The following is an 18,541-nucleotide window of genomic DNA, read 5'->3' on the forward strand; positions in this document are numbered from 1 at the left end:
GAGGCGGCCATGGTAGCTCTCAAACGCTTCCGGGCGACCGGCCCTTCCTTTGCTGATCTCGTTCCCTATGCCGGCCTGGTCGACAATGGTGTCCTCCTCTTGAAGGACGGAAGCCTGATGGCCGGCTGGTATTTCGCGGGACCAGATTCCGAAAGTGCGACTGACCTCGAACGCAACGACCTGTCGAGGCAGATCAACGCCGTTCTGTCGCGGCTTGGAAGCGGCTGGATGATCCAGGTCGACGCCATTCGCATTCCGACGGTCGACTATCCCACAGAAGACCGTTGCCATTTCCCCGATCCGGTAACCCGCGCAATCGACGGGGAGCGCCGGGCGCATTTCGCGCGCGAGCAGGGGCATTTCGAGAGCAAGCATGCGCTGATCCTGACTTACCGGCCGCTCGAGTCCAAGAAAACAGCTCTCAGCAAGTACATCTATTCGGACGAGGAGAGCCGGAAGAAATCCTACGCGGACACGGTGCTCTTCGTGTTCAAGAACGCGGTGCGAGAGCTTGAGCAGTATTTTGCCAACACACTTTCGATCCGGCGAATGGAAACCCGAGAAACGGTCGGAAGGGGAGGGGAGCGAATTGCCCGATATGACGAACTGCTTCAGTTCGCCCGCTTCTGCATTACCGGCGAGAACCATCCAATCAGGCTTCCCGATGTTCCGATGTATCTCGACTGGATCGCCACGGCGGAGCTTGAACACGGACTGACGCCGAAGGTCGAAAATCGCTTTCTCGGCGTCGTCGCGATCGACGGTCTGCCGGCTGAAAGCTGGCCGGGCATTCTGAATAGTCTTGACCTGATGCCGCTCACCTATCGGTGGTCATCACGTTTCATCTTCCTTGATGCCGAGGAGGCCCGACAGAAGCTCGAACGCACACGCAGGAAATGGCAGCAGAAGGTCCGGCCGTTCTTCGACCAGATATTTCAGACACAAAGTCGATCCGTCGACCAAGACGCGATGACCATGGTCGCCGAGACCGAGGACGCCATCGCGCAGGCCTCATCGCAGCTGGTTGCCTATGGATATTACACACCGGTCGTCGTGCTATTCGACAACGATCGCGAAGCCCTGCAGGAGAAGGCCGAAGCGATCCGGCGGCTGATCCAGGCGGAAGGGTTTGGGGCGCGGATCGAAACGCTGAACGCCACCGATGCCTATCTCGGCAGCCTGCCGGGCAACTGGTACTGCAACATCCGTGAGCCACTGATCAACACCAGCAATCTCGCCGACTTGATTCCGCTGAATTCGGTCTGGGCCGGAAACCCGATCGCGCCATGCCCCTTTTACCCACCGAATTCCCCTCCCTTGATGCAGGTTGCGACCGGCTCGACAGCGTTCCGTCTGAACCTGCATGTCGATGATGTCGGCCACACGTTGATCTTCGGTCCGACAGGTTCTGGTAAGTCGACGCTGCTTGCTCTGATCGCCGCACAGTTTCGCCGGTACGAAAATGCGCAGATCTTCGCCTTTGACAAAGGCAGTTCACTTCTTCCCCTGACGCTCGCTGCCGGTGGTGATCACTATGAGATCGGCGGCGACAATGCGGAAGAGGGGAGGGCCTTGGCCTTCTGCCCGCTTTCTGATCTCGAAAGTGATGCCAACCGGGCCTGGGCGACCGAGTGGATCGAGATGCTGGTCGGTCTGCAGGGCGTCACAATCACCCCCGATCATCGTAACGCCATTTCTCGGCAGGTCGGACTGATGGCGAGCGCATCCGGTCGCTCACTCTCGGATTTCGTCAGCGGCGTGCAGCTGCGCGAGATCAAGGATGCGCTGCATCACTACACCGTTGACGGGCCGATGGGCCAGCTCCTCGATGCGGAGGAGGACGGCCTGACACTCGGGGCCTTCCAGACCTTCGAAATCGAGCAGCTGATGAACATGGGCGAGCGCAATCTCGTGCCGGTGCTGACCTACTTGTTCCGGCGGATTGAGAAGCGTCTGGATGGATCGCCGAGCCTGATCGTGCTCGATGAGGCGTGGCTGATGCTTGGCCACCCAGTTTTCCGCAGCAAGATCAGGGAATGGCTCAAGGTCTTGCGCAAGGCGAACTGCGCCGTTGTCCTTGCGACCCAATCGATCTCGGATGCCGAACGGTCCGGGATTATCGATGTGCTGAAGGAGTCTTGCCCAACCAAGATTTGCCTTCCGAATGGCGCCGCCAGAGAGCCAGGAACACGTGAATTTTACGAGCGTATCGGTTTCAACGAGCGCCAGATTGAGATCGTCTCGAACGCAGTCCCCAAACGCGAATACTACGTCGCCACGCCGGAAGGCCGGCGGCTCTTCGACATGTCGCTGGGGCCGGTTGCGCTGAGCTTTGTCGGCGCGTCGGGCAAGGACGACCTCAAGCGCATCCGCGCACTGAAATCCGGACATGGCCGCGAGTGGCCAATCCGCTGGCTTGAAACGAGAGGAGTTCACGATGCCGCATCGCTACTCAAGTTCGAATAGATGGTTAGCCTGCCTGGCGGCCGCGGCCCTGACGATCGGAGCCGTACCTTCAGCACGGGCGGGGACCGCCACCGGTGCTGCGACGGAGTGGACGCAGCTCGCCAACAATGCGCAATTGGTGGACCTTCTCAAGAGCTCGGGCCTCCAGGTCGACAATCAGCTGACGCAGATCAGCCAGCTTGCGGAGCAGATCCAGAACCAGCTTAAGATCTACCAAAACATGCTGCAAAACACCGCGCAGCTGCCTGACCATGTCTGGGGGCAGGTCGAAAGCGATCTCAATCAGCTCCGCAGTATTGTCGACCAGGGTCAGAGTATCTCATTCTCCATGGGCAACGCCGACGACGTTCTTCAGCAGCGCTTTCAGAGCTACGCCGACCTCAAAACCAACCTGCCGGATAACGCGACGTTCTCCTCGACTTATCAGTCCTGGTCGACGACCAACCGCGACACGATCGCCAGCTCGCTGAAGGCTGCGAGCCTAACGGCCGACCAGTTCGATAGCGAGGAAGATACGATGTCCTCGCTGCGGTCGATGTCCGAAACGGCGGACGGGCAGATGAAAGCGTTGCAGGTCGGCCACGAGATCGCCGCTCAGCAGGTTGCCCAGATGCAGAAGCTTCGCGGTCTCGTCTCGCAACAGATGACGATGATGGGAACCTGGCTACAGACGGAGCAGACCGACAAGGACCTGGCGCAGGCCCGGCGGGAAAAGTTCTTCAACGCTGAGGTCAAGAGCATTCCGGAAGGTCAGAGAATGGAGCCACGCTGGTGAGCCGATCCGTCCTAATTGCTTTGGTGCTTGCTGTCGCCGCTGCATCCGCCGCGGCCACAGTGCTGATCGTAAAATCCAGCGACGGCGGAAGACCTGCGCTTACCGAGGAGCAGCGCTCAGCCCGGGAGAAGTTCTTCGGCTCGAATAAGGAGCTGCCGCCGATCAAGGATGGTCAGGAGATACGGCCGAGATGGTGAAGCCCGCTGTCACACGTTCACTCCTGATAACTGGTCTGTTCTTCCTCGCCTATGCTGCTCCCGCATTTGCGCAGGAGGGGCAGGTCCTCACGGAACTGGAAAACCAGGTCTCCTCTGCCGCGAAGGGCTGGGAGACCACCATCATGGATGCGGCGAAATCGCTGTTCTGGATCCTCGCAACGATCGAGATCGGCATTGCCGCCGTCTGGCTGGCGATCCAGTCAGCCTCGCTGGATAGCTGGTTTGCGGAGCTGGTGCGCCGGATCATGTTCGTCGGGTTCTTCGCATTCGTTCTGACCCAAGGTCCGACCTTTGCCCGGGCGGTGGTTGACAGTCTTTTCCAAATTGGTGCCGGCGGCGGTTCAGCCTCGCCCGCTGAAGTGTTCGATGCCGGCATTCGCGTCGCCTCGCAAATGTCGCAACAGGCGCAGTTCGGCGTATTCGAGGACAATGCGCTGGCGATTGCCGCGGTGCTGGCAATGGGTGTCGTCGTCATCTGCTTTTCGCTGGTTGCCGCGATTTTTGTTTCGGTGATGGTTGAGATGTATGTCGGCCTGCTCGCCGGCATGATCATGCTTGGCCTGGGCGGTTCCTCCTTCACCAAAGACTTTGCTGTTCGCTATCTTGTCTACGCCTTCGGCGTTGGCATGAAACTGATGGCGCTGGTGATGATCGCAAAGATTGGGTCACAGGTCCTCTTGGGTCTGGCCAATGCCCCGACCGCATCCTCCGACCAGTTTGTCACCACCCTGGCGATCGCCGGTATTTCCGTCGTGGTCTTCATCATCGCCATGTACGTGCCGAACATCATCCAGGGTGTCGTCCAGGGAGCCTCCGTCACCGGCGGTATGGAGACAATCCGCCACGGCGGGCAAGCGGCGTCCTTCGCCGCGGGCGCTGGATTCTTGGCCGCCGGCGCTGCCGGCGCGGGTTTTGCGGCGGCCCAAGCCGCACGAGCTGGCGGTTCATCCGTCGCTGGTGCTGCCCTGCGGGGGATAGGCGCAAGCTTCAGTTCCGGGGCACAAGCCGCAGGCTCGGCCGCGAAGGAAAAGGCAATCGGATCTCCCGGTGCTTATGCGGGGTCCATCCTCGGACTAGCCAACGCCAAGCTCGATGAACAGCGCAGCGGTCACAGCGGCCCGACGCCTCCTCCCGAACGCAACGACAAACCATAATCGAGACAAGGGAAGAATAAATGGCAGCGAACCGCGCCCCTGATAATCCGTATCTTGCCGCCCGCCAGGAATGGAACGAGCGCTACGGCACATATGTGAAGGCTGCTTCCGCATGGCGGATCGTCGGCATTCTCGGCCTGACGATGGCCGTCATCGGCTTCAGCTACGCGATGTATCTCAGTACCCAGGTCAAGCTCGTGCCTTATATCGTTGAGGTCGACAAGCTGGGGACGGCAGTCACGGCAGGCTTCCCGGAGCAGATCGAATATGCCGATGTCCGCGTGGTTCGCGCCACACTCGGCAACTTCGTGACAAGCTTTCGCTCGATCACGCCGGATGCCGTGGTGCAGAAGCAATATATCGACCGCACATACGCTCTTCTTCGCACCTCCGATCCGTCGACGGAGAAGGTCAACGCCTGGTTCCGAGGCAATTCACCTTTCGAGAAAGCGAAGTCCTCGACCGTCGCCATCGAGGTCAACAACATCGTGGCGCTCTCGAACCAGACCTATCAGATCGACTGGACGGAATACGAGCGAGACCGCAAGGGCAAGGAAACCGGCACACGCCGCTTCCGCGGCATCGCAACGGTGGCGCTCACCGCGCCACAGGATGAGGCGACGATCCGCCTCAATCCGATCGGCCTCTATGTCCGGGATTTCGACTGGACGGCACAGCTTTAAGGGCAGGGATTTCTCAATGCAAAAGACAGGATTGATCGCAGCCGCCGGCTGCATGGCCGGACTCGCCTTTGTGGTGGGCGCGCAGGCGCAAAGCATGACGAGCAACGAGGTCAAGGGTACGAATATCTCCCGCAAATGGCGCGGCACACCGGGCCTGGTCACAACGGGACCGGACGGCAAAGTGATTTTTCTGTTCGGCGAGACCCAGCCGTCCGTCGTCTGCTCGCCGCTGCAGGTCTGCGACATCGAGCTTCAGGGCGGTGAGATCGTTCGCGACGTGCTCGTCGGCGATACGGTGCGGTGGAAAGTGGAGCCGGCCACCTCGGGGGCGACAGGCGGGCAGGCCATCCATCTGATTGTCAAACCGTCGGAGCCAGGTCTTCTCACCTCGATGGTCGTCACCACCTCACGGCGAACCTATCATATCCAGCTCAAGTCCCATCCCAGCCAGTACATGGCGCGCGTTGGTTTCGAGTACCCCGAGGACACCTCCACCAAGCTCGCCGACATCAATGCCCGTCTCGAAACCGGCGGCATTCCGGGCACGGCGCCGGATAAGCTGAACTTCTCCTATTCGATCAGCGGCGGGGCTTCGTGGAAACCGAAGCGGGTCTATTCGGACGGGGTCAAGACCTACATCCAATTCCCGAAGTCGATCTCAGGTCAGGATGCGCCGGTGCTCTTCGTCGTCTCCGGCGGTCAGAACCGCATCGTCAACTACCGGATGAAGAACAACATGATGACCGTCGACTATGCGATCGACAAGGCGATCCTCGTATCAGGGGTCGGGTGGCGGCAGCAGAAGATCACCATCCGGCGGGGAGGCTGAACCATGCGCAAGCTCCTCGCACTCTTCATCGCGGCCAAACTACTCTCCGGTTGCCAAACGGCCGACGACGCGATGACCACCAATGCAACCCCGGTTGCCGTCACCGGACCGGCCGCAAGCGCGATCGCCGGTGACATGGCAAGTCGTCTCGCCGAACAAATCGGTCCGGCCAGCGCTGCGACGACCATCAAAATGGAAAAGGACCAGTCGGAATTCGCGACCGCCCTCGAGGCGGCCCTGAAGGGCTGGGGTTATACGGTCGTCACGGACGGCAAGGTCGCCAAAGACATCAAGCCGGTCGAGCTTGCTTTTGCCGTCGAGGGCTTCGACGGGCAGGTTTTTGCGCGCGTTTCGACGCCTTCCATCGCTCTTGGCCGCGCCTATACGCCGACGGCGGCCGGCGCCACGCCGACCAGTCCACTTTCGATCATGCAGCGCAACTGACGGAGAGCAATATGGTCCAGTCGCTCCAACTTGGCGCGCCAGCCCAGTCCGACGATCAGAATGGCATGCGCCGGCTCAACCGCCTGCCGATCATCATCGCCATCATCGTCGTCGCGCTCTTCGTTGGCGTCGTCGTGATCGGCCTGTCGCTGCGGGGGCTGTCCTTCCATCGAGGCGACATCGAGGGGGCTTCCAACACCCCGGCGACCAGCTTCGGCGACCAGCTCAAACGGGGTGTCACCGACGGCATCATCGGCGAGCCGGAGAAGCAGGAAGTGTTTCAACCGACCCCTGTCGTCGAGCAGAAGGTCGAGAAACAGGAGACCGCCGTTGAACGCCGGCCGAATGACCGACAGGAGAGACGCTCGCTCGAATCCGAGGAGGAGTGGAAGGCTCGCCTGAAGCGGGAGCAGGACGAGCAGTATATCCGGGAAGCGCAGCGCCAGCGGATGGCTCGCCTCCAGGCTCGCGCTACGGCGCTCGATTCGCCGCTGAAGGTAGACATCGGAGACTTCGAGAAGGCAACCTCCACCAATGACAGCGGCCGCCAGCCGACAAATGCAGCCGTCAACAGTGCGTCGGACCTTTATGCCGCCGCCATGAAATCCGGCCTGATGGGCCAAAACGTCGATCAGAACGGACAGCCGTCGAAGGAGGATTTTTTCAATCAGGACATCAAGGATCTCGGCTACCTGCCAAACCAGGTCGTGCCGCAGATGTCACCCTACGAACTGAAGCGCGGCTCGGTCATTCCCGCCACCTTGATCACCGGCCTCAATTCCGACCTGCCAGGGCGGATTACCGCGCAGGTCAGCCAGAATGTCTACGACAGCGCGAGCGGCTATCGCCTCCTTATCCCGCAGGGCGCAAAGCTGTTCGGTCGCTATGATTCCAAGGTCTCATTCGGCCAGGAGCGTGTTCTCGTCGTCTGGACTGACCTTATTTTTCCCAATGGATCCACCCTGCAGATCGGCGGCATGGCCGGCACGGACGCCGAGGGGTATGGCGGCTTCCAGGACAAGGTTGACCGCCATCTCTGGAGGACGTTCGGTTCCGCAGCTCTGGTGGCAATCATCGGGACGGGGATCGACATGTCGATGCCGGAGAGTTCAACATTGGCCACCCAGGACACGGCATCGGATGCAGCACGGCGGAATTTTGCCGAAAGCTTCGGTCGCGTCACAGAACAGACAATCTCGAAGAACCTCAACGTTCAGCCGACGATTCGCATCCGTCCTGGCTATAAGTTCAACGTTCTCGCGGACCAGGATATCATCTTTCCATCCATTTATAGCGGGCGCTAACCCATCTCGAACGCTGCTCCGCCCGTCGTTTCGTCGGGTGGAGCGATCCATCCGCGCTCAGAAATCAGCGCTCGCCAAAATCTTCTCTCAAATTGTCATATTTTAGATGAAGAGGCCTTGAATACTCGGTAGAGGTGAGTAGAAAACCAGTTGCAACGGCCGTGGATATGCTTCGGCAGAAGGCAACTGCGTTTTCATCGGAAACGAATGGGGACACGGAATTCGCAGCCACGGTCCGATGTTCCGTATGGCTCCGGCTGGCCGAACGGTGGCACCAGGTAACTCGCGGCGCGTGGTAGGCGCGACGGGTGGGAGGCTCGCAGCTGCGCAAGAGGAGACAAGTCCGTGGACGGAGACCTTCGCTCTTTAATCGATATGACGGAAGCTGCGCACGATGAACGCATGATCAAGGGCGCCCTGAAAAGCTTCGCAAACTCCCATGGCTTCGAACGTTTTGCGTATCTTCAGACCGAGGGCCTGGAAATCCGCACATTCAACTCCTATCCGGAGGAATGGCAGGATATCTATCTTGGCGGCCAATATTCGCGCATCGACCCCGTCATCACGGAAGCCAAGCGTCGCATGGAGATGTTCTACTGGACGGCCGATGATTGGCCGGCTCGTGGCACCTCGGAGCTGAGACGGTTTCGCGACCAGGCGATCGAGCACGGCATTCGCAGTGGGCTGACGATTCCGGTCGAAGGGAGTTTCGGGTCGACGATGATGCTGACCTTTGCCTCGTCGGAGAAGAAAGTCGAGAAAGCCAAACTGCTGGACGCCCAGAAAGCCGTCCGGACGGTCCTTGCAATCCATTACCGCCTGAAGATTATCGCTTCGACGACGATAATCGCTCCGAAGCGGCTACTCTCGCCAAGGGAAGCGATGTGCCTCATGTGGGCAGCAAAGGGCAAAAGTGCCCCGGAAACCGCAATGTTGACGGGGATCAACGCGAGGACGGTGCAGCACTACCTCGATAAAGCGCGCGAGAAACTTGACGCGGCGACCGTTCCACATCTAGTCGCGATCGCTAAAGATCACGGCTTGGTTTGAGGGGTCATTCATCGCCATCGAGCGGAACCTCGGGGATGTAGCCGAGCACATCGATGATCTCCGAAAGCTCTTCCTGCTGGGCTTCGGATTTCCTTTGCCGCGCGGCATACTCTTGCTGCAAGCTTTCGAGCACGGCGCTCGAAACCGAGGGGTCGGCGGACGCGCGGGTCCATTCCTCATAAACAGCTTCGTCGGCGACTATAAGCCGGCGGTGCTCTCGGATTGCAGATATAGCAAGCGCCTCTAGTTCTGATTTTTCCATTGAACGTAAACAGGATCCCATCGGTTTGGTTTCGTGTTTTGTCTCGGATAAGTTCACGTCCTTCATCCGCTTCCCCTTAATTTCTTCATTTGCCGCTCGAAAGCCAAATCCTGGTGAGCATTATACCGCATAGGCCATAACTGCACGGCCTGTCTTTCAGAAGTTCATATACCCTATATCCCAAGGTAACTTGTGACGGCCTGGACGAGCAATATCACGCGCCGTGACGAATCGGAACTATAGTTCCTGGAATAATAGTTCCGATTCAGGTTCCGCTCGCGTCATGGATCTCAAGGAGGTCATGGCGATCAATATGCGTCGAATCCGTCATGGCAAACAATTGACGCAGGAGGAAGTGGCCCACCGTACGGGCCTCAGTGTCCGCCATGTCGGAGCAATCGAGCGTGCCGAGATGTCGGCGACCGTCACCGTCCTTGGCCAAATCGCAGAGGCACTGGGCGTCGAACCTGCCGTGCTTGTGACGAGATGAGTAGACGCGCGCGTGCTGACTGCTAGTTGCTGCCCTTGAGGCCCCGTTATGACGCAGCCGGGCATGAATCTGCTCTAATCGTATTTCCGCGCGGCCGTTCTTTCGTGGATGGCTGTGCTGGTGCTTTGATCAACTCGAACACCACGTTCGTGCGGGGCGTTCCGACAAACACTAATATCATGCATTTGAGTTACACTAATTTTCTGCTTTGAACCTCAATACTCGCCTCGCTGCCCCCGGCGAAACGAAGTCAATCTATTTTTGGCCTCCAATGTGTGAGAGGTCGATCCGCATCCCCGCTCGGCCAACATCCTGCACCGTCTCAGGCTCTTGCTCTCCTGGTTTCGGTTCGGCGCTCTCTTCCTCGTCGGGGATCTTCTCCTCGCTTTGCTGCGGCACTTCAACTGCCGTTCCCGGATCCTCCGCCTGAAACACACTGACGCCCTCGAACTCGCCGGTCTTCCATGCGTAGACCGCATCCTCGAAGATCTGCGGGAAGACATCTTTGCTCGTCGGGTTGCCATACCATTTCGCGACGATCCGGAGCACCTTGGCGAACATCGCCGTGCCTTTGCGGAGGTTCTGGCAGGCATCGACGAGGTCCGGTTTGAGATCACTCGCTTCCTTGACGCCAACGCCGGCGGGAAACTGCGTGAGACCGACGCGGACCACCGCCTGACCAGCATATTGCCGCACGATCACCATCGCCTCGTCAGCCGACGCAGCTTTTGGCACGAGGATCAAACGGCCACCGGATTTGACGGTGACGGCGAGGGGATCAGCCGAGCCTGCTGATACCACGAACCGTTCGACGATCGCGGGTTTTAGGGAAGGGTCGGCGCATTCTTTGATCAGGGCGGCGTCCAGCATAGTGTCTCCTTTCAGGTGTTAAAGGCAATGACGAGCGGCTTTGCGAAGAGTTTTACCCAGGCGGTAGTCGCGGCGCGCTGTATGGCAATGATCGACGTGCCTTCGGTCCACCAGCCGTTTCCGACGGCGAGGATGGCGTCCGGATCGTGCAGCATCGACTGCAGGACCGGCCAAACGATCAGTTGCTCGTAGCAGATCAGTGGTGCGGCCCGGCCGGCACCGATAGTGACGATTGGGTTCGCGAAGAAATCCGCCCGGGCGCCGCCGCTCTCCCCAAACCAGGATCGCCATGGCTGCCACATCGAGCCGGGAACCGGCATGCGTTCGCGATAAAGGATGCGGCGACCCTTGCCGTCGATCGAGACGAGGACATTGTCGTAGCCGTCTGCGTCGACTACCACGGCGCCGGCGATGACGGTGGCATCGCCATCGGCAAGTGCGCCCGTCCATAGACGCTCCACGGTCGGCGTCCAGAAGCCGAGCGCACTTTCTGGCAACACCACAAAGCGGGTGCCATCGCCGGCAGCGTCGCGCACCGTTGCGATCAGGTCATGCTGGCGTCGAAGACCGGTGTCGCGGCCAAGCGAAGCGCCCATTTCCAGATCGACGCCGCGCCAGGCTTCCGGTAGTCTCGGGTCGGTCCAGATTGCGGCGGACCATAGCCAAAAGCCGGTCAAGGCGATGGCGACAGCTGGCCATATGCGGGTTACGAGGCCCGCAAGGCCAGCTGTCATCCAGCCCAGTCCCCACCATCCCCATCCCGGAAACAAAACTCCAGCGGCCGTGACAGGATGCGCCCAGCCCGTGATGCCGAACGGCGGGACGGCCATGATGACGGCCGCAAGGAGATAGCGGAACGGACGAATGCCGGCGATCCCGGTCCACAGGACCGTATGCACGGCGACGAAGCTCGAGGACGCGCACAGCCAGAGGAGCAGCCCCGGCCAGATATCAGACGAATAGAAGGCAGCGACGCCTTGCGGCAGGCCACGAGATGCGGCCAGAAAATAGCTGGCCGAGACAAGGGCCGCGACCGCCCTCGTTTGCGCCATCGACCAAAGAACGGGAAACGCCAGGGCGACGGGCAGAAGCAACGCGTGGCCGCTCCAGCCCACCACGCCGATCGCGATCGAAGCGACTATCAGCTGCGTCGCCCGAAGAAACTCACGGCGCATAGGTGAGGATCTCCTGCGCTAGGCCGAGAATGCCTGAAGCGGGCACCGGACCGAAGTACCGGGAGTCGAAGGAGCCCGGGAACGCCGAATGCAGGAAGAGATGTCCTGGCGGAACGATGCCACTCGGAAACGGCGCCAGCGGCCGCCCCTTTCCGTCTCGTGGCGCGAGGCTGGAAGAGGCAACCACCCGCCCATCGACAATCACGCTGGCGCCGATTTCGACATGCTGGCCTGCGACGGCGATCACCGTCTTGATCAACGGGGCGACGCCACCCGGGCAGGAACCGGAACGGAGATAGTCGCGCGCTCGCGCCTCCCGCATTTCCGCGGTTGCCGGTGGGCAAACGAACACTAGGTCACTGACAGCAACGGGGCGACCGAGCGGAACGATACGCCACAGGCCGAGTGGCTCGCTCGGGGTCAGATTGATGCGATAACCGCCGGCGAGGGCAGTCGCCACCAGCACGATAGCGGCCAACGTCGTGGCCGAGAGGATCACGGCCGCTCGTCGTTGTTGCGCGGTTATCGCCTGGCGCGCTCTAGCTGCCGCCGTCATTTCAGGGAGAGCCCTTGGCTCTTCGTCTGGCGCAGTGTCTCAGCCTGCTTAAGCGCCTCCGTCGTTCGTTCATGAGCGGCAAGCTGCTGGACCGTCCGCATGGAATTCCACGCAGACTGGACCTCAGCCTTCTGGCCAGCCGTCATGCCCGCTGTAACGGTCTCGAAGGCCTTGCCGTTGGTGTCTTTCGCGGCGAGAGGCAGGAAGGTCCGTTCTCCGAAACGCTCGGACACAGCCTTCGCGAAACCTTCGAGTTCAGCTTTCACCATTTTGTCGGCCAACGCATATTCAAGGCCGGCAGGGAGATCGTTGCGATCGATGGCATCGCGGACGCGTTCGAGCATCTGCTTGGCCGCTGGCGAGAGCGCAGGGATGTCGACCGAAACCTTGAGCCGGACCGCGCGCTCCTCCGTCTCATGCTTCAATTCGGCCTCGGCCCGCTCACGAAGATAGCGTTCAAGATTGCGGCCAAGTGCCGGGACATTGGCGATGGCTTTTTCCCGGTCCTGCTTCTCGGCACGGCTGGCAAGAAGACCGGGCTTGCCCTTTAGCGTACCGAAACTTTCGGGGGCGTCGGCGACCTTCGCGAGAGTGGACTTCGCGACCGATTGGTCCTTGACCATCGCGTCGACATTGATTGCCTTGAAGGCAGCCTCCGGCTGCGCGTAGACGAGGTGGAAGCGGGTCGAGACGTCCTCCCATTGTTTCTTGAGGCCGGGGTCGGCGGCGAGCTTGTCCTCGACAGCCTGCTCGAACGATTTAGGGAAGGTGGTGATGCCTGACACCATGGGCTTGGCCTCCTTGATCGGGTTCTGGATTGGGGAGTTTTTGAAGTTGCCGACGAAACCGAGTTTCGTTGCAATTGCGGCAAGACGGGCGCCGAGGCCGACCAGCTTCTGTTTCTGCCGAATGGTCCATTCCAGGCGATCGCGCGCGACCGCCCGGGCGACATTCATGAGGTGCAGGCCCCGGGCTTCCGCGAAGCGCAGCGCCTGGCGATAGAACGACGCCTGCTCGTAATCGAGGGTCGTCTCCTTGGCGTTTCGGCGCGATAGGATCGGGATGAGGCCGCCGGATTTCGCGAAGGAGCGACTGCCGTAGTAGACGGCGAGATCTTCACGATGGCGGGTCATCGCGACGTAGGTCAGATGCCGGTCGAGCGACAGTGACGCAAGCACCTTCACCCGGTCGACGGTCGCCCCCTGGCTCTTGTGGATCGTCGTGGCATAACCGTGATCGAGATTGTTGTAGAAGCGCTGCTCGATAGTAACCTGACGGCGGTGCTCTCCTTCACCAACCTCGGCGACGACCCGGCCAGGAGCGGCTTTGAGCACCTTTGCGAGCATGCCGTTCTTAACGCCGAGGCTGCCCTCGTTCTTGAGGAACACGATCTGATCTCCCGGCGCAAATTTGCGGTGTCCGTCCTCCGTCTTGAATGCAAATCCTTCTGCGACGACACCGCGTTCGACCAACTTGGCGCGCGCCATATCGTTGAGCATTCGCACATCACGGCGAAGGTGCGCGAGGATCAGGCTGGTCTTCGAGGGGTCGTAGTCGCGGTCCCACGCTGCGATCAGGCTCTCGACCGCCTCGTCCTTCAGTCTCAAGCCAATCATTCGACCATGAGCGGTATAGGCGTCGACAGCCTTGCGGATATTGCCACGAGCGAGATCGAGCGAGGCATCGCGCATCCATTGCTGGCGCTGACGGTAGATCGTTTCGAGTTCGGCATAGCCGATGCGAGCGGCAATGGCGCGAAAGGCGGCACCCGCTTCGATCGGCTGGAGTTGTTCGGGATCGCCGACGAGGACAAGTTTGGCGCCGGCCTTGGTCACCGTCTCGACCAACAGCGCCATCTGCCGTGACGACACCATGCCGGCCTCGTCGAGTACGATGACAGTCTTGTTGTCGAGCTGGTTGCGACCCTGGTTCCAGCGAAGCTCCCACGACGACAGCGTGCGCGATGGGATGCCCGCTTCCTTCTCCAATCCCTCGGCTGCTTTGCCGGCCAGTGCTATGCCGACCACACGATAGCCGGCTGCTTCCCACGCCTCACGGGCAGCCTTCATCATCGTCGTCTTGCCGGCGCCGGCACGACCAATCACGGCGGCGATCCTCTCTCCGCCGGCGACATGTTCGATCGCCGTCCGCTGCTCATCCGATAGACGAGAATGGCGTGCAAAGGTCGCCTGCAGCACCGCCTCACGGACACCATGGGAGGCGCGAGCGGAAAGCCAGATAGCGCGGTTGGCCATCTCGGCTTCAAGCCGGATCATCTCCCGGGTCGTGTATTTCGCCAGCTCTCGGACCCCGGTCGCAAGATTCATTCGCTCGCGCTCGAGCCTGAGCGCTTCCGGGCTCTGCAGAATCCTCACCATCAGGCTTTGGAAGAGACGGGCATCGTCGATATAGCGATACAACACCTTCGCAACATCACGTTCGTCGAAGACGCTCTTCTCCCGCGTGATCAGCTCAAGCACGATCTCGGGGCGGCGCTGGATGCGGCGTGCATTCTCGCTACGACGAGCTTCCTGAAGCTCGATGCGTTCGAGTTTGGGAGGCGCGGTCTCCTGCTTCCCGTCGGATTGCTCGGCCTTGCGCTCGATGGCTTTGGCGCCGACGCCGAGGTGAATGGTCGGCTCGAGGTCGATACCCTGCTTTTCGAAGGAGCGGCCATCGATGCGAATATCGAGGCCGGCGAGCGCCAGATGTTTGTTCTGGCAGGCAAACCAGCCGTCGCGGAAAGCGTTGAAGTCCTCAGTGCTACCGGCCCACAGGTCATAGACGATCTTGCCTGCATCATTGCGGATCGGTTTGCCGTCCCGACCGAGCACAGCGACCTTCTTCGAACCGAACCCATCTTCGGTGAGCGGCCGCAATGTCGTCATCAGGTGGACATGCGGATTGCCGGGGGCGTCGTGATAGACCCAGTCGGCGACCATCCCCTTCGCCGTGATGTGCCTCTCCACAAAGTCGCGCATGAGAGCGATATTCTGCTCGGATGTCAGCTCGAGCGGCAGGGCAATGGTGACATCCTTGGCGAGCTGCGCATCGGATCGCTTCTCGAATGCCTCCACCTTGTTCCAGAAGGCTTCGGATGCTCCCGCGACTGAGCGATCTGCAATCATGCTGCGCACCCATTCGGGCGAGTCTGCCGGAATCACAAACTCTTCGTGCAACAGCCCCAGCTTGCGGGTGTAATCGATCGTTCGCGCTTCCCGCTCGTATTCCATTTTCGCGCAGTGCCGGTAGGCCGCCGACAGGACAGCGCTGCGGCCGGAGCCGCGGGCGACGACGCTGACGGAGAAATGGGGGACGGCCACGGCGGAGTTCTTTCCCGGTTGCAAACGAAATCAACGGGTTCGTCGGGAGCGGGAGGCCGGACCAAGCAAGGGCGTCGCGTGAGCGACGTATAATTGCGCCCTTGGAAGCCGCTCCTTCGGAACGGCCGGGATCATTCACCAAAGAATCGCCCTTGGCGATTGTAGGATTCACAGTAGTGCGTTCCGCACTCCGTTCGGAAAGACTGGCTTCGAAAGACAAGCTTTCTCAGCCATGGAGACGATCGGACATGAAAAAACCTGCCTCGAAAATCCGCGACGAAATCGCCAAGTTGCAGGAGCAGCTCAAGGTCGCCGAGACAAGAGAAGCCGAGCGGATCGGCCGGATCGCGCTCAAGGCCGGCCTTGGCGAGATCGAGATTGAGGAAGGGGAGCTGCAGGCCGCTTTCGAGGAAGTGGCGACGCGGTTTCGCGGAGGCCAAGGGGGAGGGAAGGGCGCTACGAACGGAGGGAAAAAGGGTGCCGGCGATAGCAGCGGCGCAACGTCGACGCCGGCGGACTCCTCTGGTGCGGGCGCGGGCAGCACTGGCGAGGCTTGAGCGTATGGCGAGGACGATGACATCCGACGCCCGCAAGAAGGAAACGCGGGAAAAGATCGAGCTCGGCGGCCTGATCGTCAAGGCCGGGCTGCGTTACGAGAAGCGCGCGCTGTTGCTGGGCGCGCTGATCGATGTCGCCCGCCGAATCAAGGGTGATGAGGGCGAGCGATCCAGGCTCACGGCAATCGGCGCGGAGGCCTTTGGCAATGACGATCAATAGGATTGCGCTCGTCGTCGGGCCGGCGGCGCTGATGATCCTGGTCGTCATCGGGATGACGGGGATCGAGCAGTGGATTTCCGGCTTCGGGAAGACCGAGGCCGCACGCTTGGCATGGGGGCGTGCGGGCATCGCGCTGCCCTATGTCGCCAGCGCGGCGATCGGTATCGTGTTCTTGTTCGCAAGTGCCGGCGCGATCAGCATCAAGCAGGCAGGCTGGGGCGTCGTTGCGGGATGCAGTGGAACGATCCTGATCGCGGCTACCCGCGAAACCATACGCCTTGCCGCTTTCACGAAGACGCTGCCAACCGGCAAGACGGTCTTCGCCTATCTCGATCCGGCAACGTCGATTGGAGTAGGCGCAGCGTTCATGTGTGCCTGCTTCGCACTCCGCGTTGCGTTCATCGGCAATGCGGCATTCGCAAGGGCCGAGCCAAAGCGCATTCAGGGCAAGAGGGCACTGCATGGCGAAGCCGACTGGATGAAGCCGCCAGAGGCGGCGAAGCTGTTTTCCGATTCCGGCGGCATCGTCATCGGCGAGCGCTATCGGGTCGACAAGGACAGCGTCGCGGCATTGGCATTTCGAGCCGATAGCGCGGAGACCTGGGGCGCCGGCGGCAAGTCGCCGTTGCTGTGCTTCGATGGCTCATTCGGCTCGTCGCACGGGATCGTCTTTGCGGGGTCCGGTGGTTTCAAGACGACGTCGGTGACCATCCCGACGGCACTCAAATGGGGCGGCACGCTGATCGTGCTCGATCCGTCGAACGAGGTCGCCCCGATGGTCTCCGCGCATCGCGGCGGAGCGGGAAGGGACGTGTTCGTCCTCGACCCGAGGAAGTCGGACATGGGCTTCAACGTGCTGGACTGGGTCGGCCGTTTCGGCGGAACGAAGGAAGAGGATATTGCCTCTGTCGCATCGTGGATCATGAGCGACAGCGGCGGCGCGCGCGGTGTCCGTGACGACTTCTTTCGCGCGTCAGCCCTGCAGTTGCTCACCGCGCTCATCGCCGATGTCTGCCTGTCCGGTCACATGGACGAGAAGGACCAGACGCTTCGCCGGGTGCGCATGAACCTGTCGGAGCCGGAACCGACCTTGCGCAAGCGCCTGCAGGACATCTACGACAATTCGGGTTCGGATTTCGTGAAGGAGAACGTCGCTGCCTTCGTCAATATGACGCCGGAAACCTTCTCCGGCGTCTATGCCAATGCGGTCAAGGAAACGCATTGGCTTTCCTATCCGAATTATGCCGCCCTGGTGTCCGGACGGAAATTCTCGACCAGCGACATCGCCGCGGGAAATACCGACGTCTTCATCAACATCGACCTCAAGACGTTGGAGACTCATTCCGGTCTTGCGCGTGTCGTCATCGGCTCGCTTCTCAACGCGATCTATAATCGCGACGGAAAGCTTGAAGGGCGCGCGCTGTTTCTTCTCGATGAGGTCGCCCGCCTCGGTTACATGCGGATCCTCGAGACTGCGCGCGACGCCGGCCGCAAATACGGAATCACGCTGACGATGATCTATCAGTCGATCGGCCAGATGCGCGAAACCTATGGCGGCCGCGACGCGGCAAGCAAGTGGTTCGAGAGTGCCAGCTGGATCTCGTTCGCCGCAATTAACGATCCCGAGACCGCCGACTACATCTCGAAACGTTGCGGCATGACCACGGTCGAGATCGACCAGGTCAGCCGCAGTTCCCAGGCAAGGGGATCATCGCGAACACGCTCGAAGCAGCTTGCCGCCAGACCGCTTATCCAGCCGCATGAGGTTCTGCGCATGCGGGCCGACGAGCAGATCGTGTTCACGGCCGGCAATGCACCGCTCAGATGCGGGCGCGCCATCTGGTTCCGGCGCAACGATATGAGAGCCTGCGTCGGCGAGAACCGGTTTCATTCGATGGGCGGAAGGGAGAAGGAAGGTTCGAATTCGGCGTCTGCGGTAAACGCCTATGAAACCAAACCGGCTGTAACCTCTGCCGCCGAAGAGGAATGAAAAGCTTGGCGCAAAAGAACGTCATCCCGTTCAGGAAAAATCGGAAGGTCGCCAACGACCGTCCCGGCATTAATGACTCGCGATCGACGCCGCGTCGTCATGGTCACGATCGCGGCCGAGGCTTTCCGACCGCGATTGTCTGGGCCGTGGTGATCGGCGCCGCGGGCTGGCTCTA

At 60.8% G+C, this 18,541-nt stretch carries 18 protein-coding genes; 13 read left to right on the forward strand and 5 right to left on the reverse strand.

Annotated elements, in window-relative coordinates:
* Positions 1–9 precede the first annotated feature (9 nt).
* The 9 genes from PIB16_RS19875 (at position 10) to PIB16_RS19915 (ending at position 8,923) form a co-directional block, all read left to right on the forward strand.
* Positions 10–2,466, forward strand: coding sequence for a conjugal transfer protein TrbE (locus PIB16_RS19875; protein ID WP_012476004.1), 2,457 nt, complete (start codon positions 10–12; stop codon positions 2,464–2,466).
* Positions 2,438–3,241 (forward strand): P-type conjugative transfer protein TrbJ, encoded by an 804-nt coding sequence (gene trbJ / locus PIB16_RS19880; RefSeq protein WP_077768124.1) that lies wholly within the window; start codon positions 2,438–2,440, stop codon positions 3,239–3,241. Before PIB16_RS19875 ends, trbJ begins: the two co-directional genes overlap by 29 nt.
* Before the next feature lie 59 nt (positions 3,242–3,300).
* Positions 3,301–3,438, forward strand: coding sequence for an entry exclusion protein TrbK (gene trbK, locus PIB16_RS19885; RefSeq protein ID WP_404944684.1), 138 nt, complete (start codon positions 3,301–3,303; stop codon positions 3,436–3,438).
* Positions 3,432–4,613, forward strand: coding sequence for a P-type conjugative transfer protein TrbL (gene trbL, locus PIB16_RS19890; protein ID WP_012476001.1), 1,182 nt, complete (start codon positions 3,432–3,434; stop codon positions 4,611–4,613). The genes trbK and trbL overlap by 7 nt, the downstream gene beginning before the upstream one ends.
* A 20-nt stretch (positions 4,614–4,633) precedes the next feature.
* Positions 4,634–5,296: a conjugal transfer protein TrbF gene (locus PIB16_RS19895; RefSeq protein ID WP_012476000.1), complete on the forward strand. Its 663-nt coding sequence runs from the start codon at positions 4,634–4,636 to the stop codon at positions 5,294–5,296.
* A 16-nt stretch (positions 5,297–5,312) separates the two neighbouring features.
* A complete protein-coding gene (gene trbG, locus PIB16_RS19900; RefSeq protein WP_012475999.1) occupies positions 5,313–6,125 on the forward strand; it encodes a P-type conjugative transfer protein TrbG in 813 nt (270 codons plus the stop codon).
* A 3-nt stretch (positions 6,126–6,128) separates the two neighbouring features.
* The gene (gene trbH, locus PIB16_RS19905) at positions 6,129–6,569 is read left to right on the forward strand and encodes a conjugal transfer protein TrbH (protein WP_012475998.1); all 441 of its coding nucleotides are present in this window, start codon (positions 6,129–6,131) and stop codon (positions 6,567–6,569) included.
* An 11-nt stretch (positions 6,570–6,580) separates the two neighbouring features.
* Entirely contained in the window at positions 6,581–7,873 is a 1,293-nt protein-coding gene (gene trbI, locus PIB16_RS19910) for an IncP-type conjugal transfer protein TrbI (RefSeq protein WP_012475997.1), read from the forward strand.
* A 345-nt stretch (positions 7,874–8,218) separates the two neighbouring features.
* A complete protein-coding gene (locus tag PIB16_RS19915; protein WP_077768125.1) occupies positions 8,219–8,923 on the forward strand; it encodes an autoinducer binding domain-containing protein in 705 nt (234 codons plus the stop codon).
* Positions 8,924–8,927: 4 nt separating this feature from the next.
* On the opposite strand, the gene PIB16_RS19920 is transcribed toward PIB16_RS19915, so the two are convergent.
* Positions 8,928–9,251, reverse strand: a complete 324-nt coding sequence (locus PIB16_RS19920) for a transcriptional repressor TraM (RefSeq protein WP_012475995.1) — start codon at positions 9,249–9,251, stop codon at positions 8,928–8,930.
* Between the two features lie 217 nt (positions 9,252–9,468).
* Here PIB16_RS19920 and PIB16_RS19925 point away from each other — a divergent pair, with 217 nt between their 5' ends.
* Positions 9,469–9,675, forward strand: coding sequence for a helix-turn-helix domain-containing protein (locus PIB16_RS19925; protein ID WP_077768126.1), 207 nt, complete (start codon positions 9,469–9,471; stop codon positions 9,673–9,675).
* A 255-nt stretch (positions 9,676–9,930) separates the two neighbouring features.
* Here PIB16_RS19925 and PIB16_RS19930 read toward each other — a convergent pair whose 3' ends face one another.
* The 4 genes from PIB16_RS19930 to traA are packed head-to-tail and all read right to left on the reverse strand — an operon-like array spanning position 9,931 to position 15,599.
* Entirely contained in the window at positions 9,931–10,545 is a 615-nt protein-coding gene (locus tag PIB16_RS19930; protein WP_012475993.1) for a TraH family protein, read from the reverse strand.
* Positions 10,546–10,556: 11 nt separating this feature from the next.
* A complete protein-coding gene (locus tag PIB16_RS19935) occupies positions 10,557–11,720 on the reverse strand; it encodes a conjugal transfer protein TraB (protein WP_012475992.1) in 1,164 nt (387 codons plus the stop codon).
* The gene (gene traF / locus PIB16_RS19940) at positions 11,710–12,276 is read right to left on the reverse strand and encodes a conjugative transfer signal peptidase TraF (RefSeq protein ID WP_012475991.1); all 567 of its coding nucleotides are present in this window, start codon (positions 12,274–12,276) and stop codon (positions 11,710–11,712) included. The genes PIB16_RS19935 and traF overlap by 11 nt, the downstream gene beginning before the upstream one ends.
* Complete coding sequence (gene traA, locus PIB16_RS19945) at positions 12,273–15,599, reverse strand: Ti-type conjugative transfer relaxase TraA (RefSeq protein WP_012475990.1); 3,327 nt, start codon at positions 15,597–15,599, stop codon at positions 12,273–12,275. Before traA ends, traF begins: the two co-directional genes overlap by 4 nt.
* 248 nt (positions 15,600–15,847) lie before the next feature.
* Here traA and traC point away from each other — a divergent pair, with 248 nt between their 5' ends.
* Genes traC through traG form a run of 3 tightly spaced genes read left to right on the forward strand, consistent with a single transcriptional unit; the run spans position 15,848 to position 18,366 of the window.
* The gene (gene traC, locus PIB16_RS19950; RefSeq protein ID WP_012475989.1) at positions 15,848–16,156 is read left to right on the forward strand and encodes a conjugal transfer protein TraC; all 309 of its coding nucleotides are present in this window, start codon (positions 15,848–15,850) and stop codon (positions 16,154–16,156) included.
* A 4-nt stretch (positions 16,157–16,160) separates the two neighbouring features.
* Positions 16,161–16,376 carry a type IV conjugative transfer system coupling protein TraD gene (gene traD, locus PIB16_RS19955; RefSeq protein WP_012475988.1) on the forward strand — a complete coding sequence of 72 codons (216 nt, stop codon included), beginning with the start codon at positions 16,161–16,163 and terminating at the stop codon, positions 16,374–16,376.
* A complete protein-coding gene (traG, locus tag PIB16_RS19960; protein WP_012475987.1) occupies positions 16,363–18,366 on the forward strand; it encodes a Ti-type conjugative transfer system protein TraG in 2,004 nt (667 codons plus the stop codon). Before traD ends, traG begins: the two co-directional genes overlap by 14 nt.
* The last annotated feature ends 175 nt before the right edge of the window (positions 18,367–18,541 follow it).

The organism is Agrobacterium sp. ST15.13.015 (genome assembly GCF_027871645.1).
Classification (GTDB): Bacteria; Pseudomonadota; Alphaproteobacteria; order Rhizobiales; family Rhizobiaceae; genus Agrobacterium; species Agrobacterium leguminum.